This is a genomic window from Wolbachia endosymbiont of Nasonia vitripennis (genome assembly GCF_048054115.1).
GTDB lineage: Bacteria > Pseudomonadota > Alphaproteobacteria > Rickettsiales > Anaplasmataceae > Wolbachia.
The window spans coordinates 1-4509 of the sequence record NZ_JAFEVF010000051.1; the positions used below are offsets into that span (position 1 = coordinate 1).

Annotated in this window: 4 protein-coding genes and 1 pseudogene; all 5 read right to left on the reverse strand. The window is 37.0% G+C overall.

The features are described 5' to 3' along the window. Window positions 1–7: 7 nt before the first annotated feature. Window positions 8–1096 carry an IS481 family transposase gene (locus JR053_RS04945; RefSeq protein ID WP_416603176.1) on the reverse strand — a complete coding sequence of 363 codons (1089 nt, stop codon included), beginning with the start codon at window positions 1094–1096 and terminating at the stop codon, window positions 8–10. Between the two features lie 86 nt (window positions 1097–1182). Further along, window positions 1183–2424: an IscS subfamily cysteine desulfurase gene (locus JR053_RS04950; RefSeq protein WP_010404175.1), complete on the reverse strand. Its 1242-nt coding sequence runs from the start codon at window positions 2422–2424 to the stop codon at window positions 1183–1185. 170 nt (window positions 2425–2594) lie between these two features. Then, complete coding sequence (locus tag JR053_RS04955) at window positions 2595–2846, reverse strand: hypothetical protein (RefSeq protein ID WP_416603750.1); 252 nt, start codon at window positions 2844–2846, stop codon at window positions 2595–2597. Between the two features lie 12 nt (window positions 2847–2858). Continuing rightward, window positions 2859–3509 (reverse strand): ankyrin repeat domain-containing protein, encoded by a 651-nt coding sequence (locus tag JR053_RS04960; protein WP_416603752.1) that lies wholly within the window; start codon window positions 3507–3509, stop codon window positions 2859–2861. Between the two features lie 78 nt (window positions 3510–3587). Continuing rightward, window positions 3588–4445 (reverse strand): annotated as a pseudogene (gene terL / locus JR053_RS04965) (phage terminase large subunit); the annotation flags it as partial. Between the last annotated feature and the right edge of the window lie 64 nt (window positions 4446–4509).

Consider the following 4509-nt stretch of genomic DNA (forward strand, 5'->3'; position numbering starts at 1 on the left):
GCATGAATTAACTGACAGAAGAATTAACAAAGTCAAAACCAAAATCAGCATCCTGTTTAATGCTATCAATATTTTTCTGATAAGCAATATGCATACTATCAAAAAAGGTTTGCATAGGAGTCTTACCATAGCAATATTTACCTGAATGCGGTCTAGATCTATTGTAAGAATGCACCCAATGGTCTACGTCTAACTGAAGTTCTGCCAAAGAGGTGTAAATTTTCTTTCTAAAGATAATATTGTAACATTCATCTTGCATAGTTCTGTGGAACCTTTCACATATGCCATTAGTCTGTGGAGAACGAGCTTTGGTTCGAGAATGATCAATATTTTCTACCCCTAAATATAGCTGGTAAGCGTGATTTTCAGGTCTGCCACAATACTCTGTACCACGATCCGTCAAAACACGTAGCAATGATACTTTCTGTTCATCAAAGAACGGTACTACCCTATCATTAAGAAGATCTGCAGCTGTGATAGCAGTCCTTTCTGTGTAAAGCTTAGCAAAAGCAACTCTGGAATAGGTATCAACAAAGGTTTGCTGGTAAATTCGTCCAATACCTTTGATATTACCAACATAATAACTGTCTTGGCTACCTAAGTATCCTGGATGCTCTGTTTCAATTTCTCCATGGGCCTCTTTTTCTTCCTTAGCCTTTTCTAGAGCTGTTATCTGTTCTTCTGTTAAAATGATACCATCCTGAGCTACTTTTGCTTCTAATGCCTTTAACCTCTTTTTAAAATTTTCAAGATCGTTTCTTTGCCACACTGATCTTATTCCACTTGCAGAGATGAGAATTCCTCTCTTTTTCAGTTCGTTTGCTGCTCTTTCTTGTCCGTATGCTGGAAACTCTATTGCTATTTCAACTACTGCTTTTTCTATATCCTCCGACACTCTATTTGCATACAATGGCTTGCTTTTGCTTATCTCGTGTAAAGCCTCTTCTCCTCCTGTTTCATACAGTTCTTTGAAGCGGTAAAATGTATCCCTTGAATATCCCATTACTTTACACGCCTGTGATACATTTCCTAATTGCTTTGCAAGTTCTAGCAATCCCAACTTTGGTTTTAGTATTTTTTCTTGTGTTGTATTCATATCTGACACTCCTTTAAAACTTGTCTATATTTTTATCTTACTTTGTTTGCTTGTCAGATCAAGTCTAAACTATTACATCTTATTCTTCAATGAGAATCCCATTTTACGGTGCTTAAATCTATTCCCTCTTGTACCATTTCCAAAAGTGGGCTCATCTCTCTTAGCCGTCCAACATTTTTAGTAACAAGATCTGCCGCGTATAGAACTTCATCTTTAGTTGTAAATCGGCCAAGGCCAAATCTAATTGATGAATGCTCAAGATCGTGTCCATTGTTTAGTGATCTTATGACATAAGAAGGTTCAAGAGATGCGGATGTGCATGCAGAACCAGAGCTTACTGCTAAATCCTTGATTGCCATGATAAGAGACTCACCCTCAACATAAGGAAAACTTAAGTTAAGGTTACCTGGAATCCTATTTTCGTAGTTACCATTTAAAACAACATCAGGAAATGCCTCTTTTATTTTGTTGTACAAAATATCTCTCAACTCTTCTAATTTGCTTGCTTCTATTTCCATTTCTTCTTTAGCGATACGTGCCGCTTCACCAAAACCAACTGCAAGGGGAGTAGGAACTGTTCCAGAGCGCATGCCTCTCTCCTGTCCACCACCACTAATTAGTGGCGTCAACCTAACACGAGGATTTTTTCTACGGACATATAATGCACCTATTCCCATAGGTCCATAAATTTTATGGCTAGAAAGGCTCATAAGATCAATGTTCATTTCATTTACGTCTATTGGAACTTTTCCAAAGCTTTGAGCAGCGTCTGTATGAAAAAATATATTATGCTTTCTACACATTGCACCAATTTCTTTGACAGGTTGCATTACTCCGATCTCATTATTTGCCATCATCACTGAAATCAGAATTGTTTTATCAGTGATTGCCTCCTCAAGTTTCAACAAATCTATAATTCCGTTTTGCTTAACGGACAAATATGTAACTTTGAAGCCTTCATTTTCCAGATGTCGACAAGAATCTAAAACGCACTTATGCTCTGTGCAGACAGTTATTATATGATTTCCCTTATTCTTATAAAAATGAGCAACACCTTTGATAGCCATGTTATTTGATTCGGTTGCACCCGAGGTAAAGACGATTTCTTTGCTGTCTGCATTCACTAAATCAGCAATGTGCTTCCTTGCTTTTTCTACTGCTTCCTCAGCTGTCCAACCAAATGAATGGCTACGAGAGTGTGCATTACTAAACTCACCAAAATAAGGTATCATCACCTCTAAAACACGAGGATCTACTTTAGTAGTAGATTGATAATCGAGAAATATTGGTAATTTTATTTTAGCATTACGTATTTTTTCCATATTCATAGTCAGGTTTCAGCATAGAAGTTACAATATTTAGTAGCACTAAAGCTTAATTTTTTCAAGATATAATCTTGCCTAAACGAAAGTTGTCAGCGCTCTCTTCTACGTTATTCCAGTTCTCCTGTAATGTCATTTCCTATGATCAGTGTTTATGCAGCTAGGTCGAATACGCGCTAGGTAACCCTATTAGTGCTAGCAGCTTCTTGACGCCCATCCATTAAGACTGCTACTCCATCAACTTTAGTACTGGGCTTTAACATCATATATGTAGCACCACCAACTGCTAGTGCTACTGCTATAACTGCAACCACTGCTATAGCTATAGGTATTGCAATTGTTTCAGTTGCAAAAAGTACCGCTGCTATAGCAGTGCCTAATAATGCAGTTTTTACAGCGGTAGCAATCCCTTTATTAAATGCTTTCACAAAAGAACGTCCTCATGCCTTTAATAGAACTTCTACGTTTTGACCCTTGGCATAATCTAAAGGGGTCATTCCATGTGTATTTACTGCATTAACATTTGCTCCTTTTTCGAGTAAAACATCTACTGTCTCTTTGTGACAATAAGAAACAGCATAATGTAAAGGAGTTCCATACAAATGTTGCGCATCAACATTTGCTCCTGCTTGGAGTAAAACCTCTACTATCTCTTTGTGATCTTTATGAACAGCATTGTGTAATGGGGTAAACCCATGTTCATTCCTTTCATCAATTTTAATTCCTTCGATCTTTAATAGAGCTTCTACTGTTCCTATATGGCCATGTTTAGCTGCTAAATTTAATACAGGAGTCCAACCTTTTCCACTCTTATCGCTAATGTTTGATCCTGATGATATTAGAGCATCCAACACATTTGCATAGCCTGCCTCAGCAGCTATCCTTGATAACGTAAACTTTAAATATTTAGGATGATCTGAGGTAAATTCATGATTTATATCGAATTTCTCATCAATCCACTCTTTATGTAAATCTTGATCCTGCCTCTCTAGTTCTTCTTGTATTTTCTCAATTATGTTATCTTTATTAAAATCTTGCTTATCGTTAATTACATTCAATACTTTTTTCAGTGTTTCATATCCTTTTGCCATAACTTTACCTTTAAACTAGAGTAAAATATCTAACTATCACATATTATACTAGAAAATAAATATTTATTTTAAATGAGCTTATAATCGAAATTGTGGGTAGCAAATTATTGCCTCTTGGATCAACAATGTTCGTATAGCTGCAACCCTGAAGCTACTATCTCTCATCCACTGAAGGTATTGCACAGCGCTATCTACTTGATCGTCGTGGCGGGTTTCTGGAAACATTAAAATCTCATACTCAAAATCGCTGAGCCATACTGCTTGGTGTGGCAGAAAAACCTTGCCAGATTCTATTATCGGAACAATCTGGTGGAATCGAGCAAGTTTGCCACCGTGTGGCACTATCCCGATAATAGGTATTGCCTTGAGCTCTTGAATCAATTGCTGACCGCTTGTTTTTGCTTCGATTAAAATTGCGTGTGGCTTCCATCTTGCAGCTAGTGATAGAACTTGTTCTTTAAGTTTTGGATACTCAAGCTTTGCACGGTACACATCGAGTAAATAAAACTTATTATTCACCTTTGTCCAGGTGGTGCAGACACTAAAGCCGCTAGAATCGTTTGTTGAAACAGCAGTGTCCCAGCTCTGAGTTATATGTGAGAGATTGTCAGGAAAATTTCTATAGCGTTTCAACCATTCTTGCTTAATTATACCACTTGAAAGTGGCAGAGGATTTTGTTGATATTGAGCAGCAAAAGCGTAACTCCCAAGTTCAGCCTTTATCATTTCAATTTCTCCTCCATCTAGGGGATATAGCAGCTGACCTTCCTTTTTTAAGTATAAAATCCTTGAAGATGTAGCGCCTGTTGAGCTTTTGCACTCATTTGTAGTTACTCGAATAATAGGAACAGGAGAAGGGAGAATTGATCTTTTGATTGAATAGATAATTTCCTTATTTTCAGAAATCATCGGTAAACAAACATGTGTGTAATAGTTTAGACTTGATCTGACAGGCATGAATTAACTGACAGAAGAATTAACAAAGTCAAAACCAAAATCA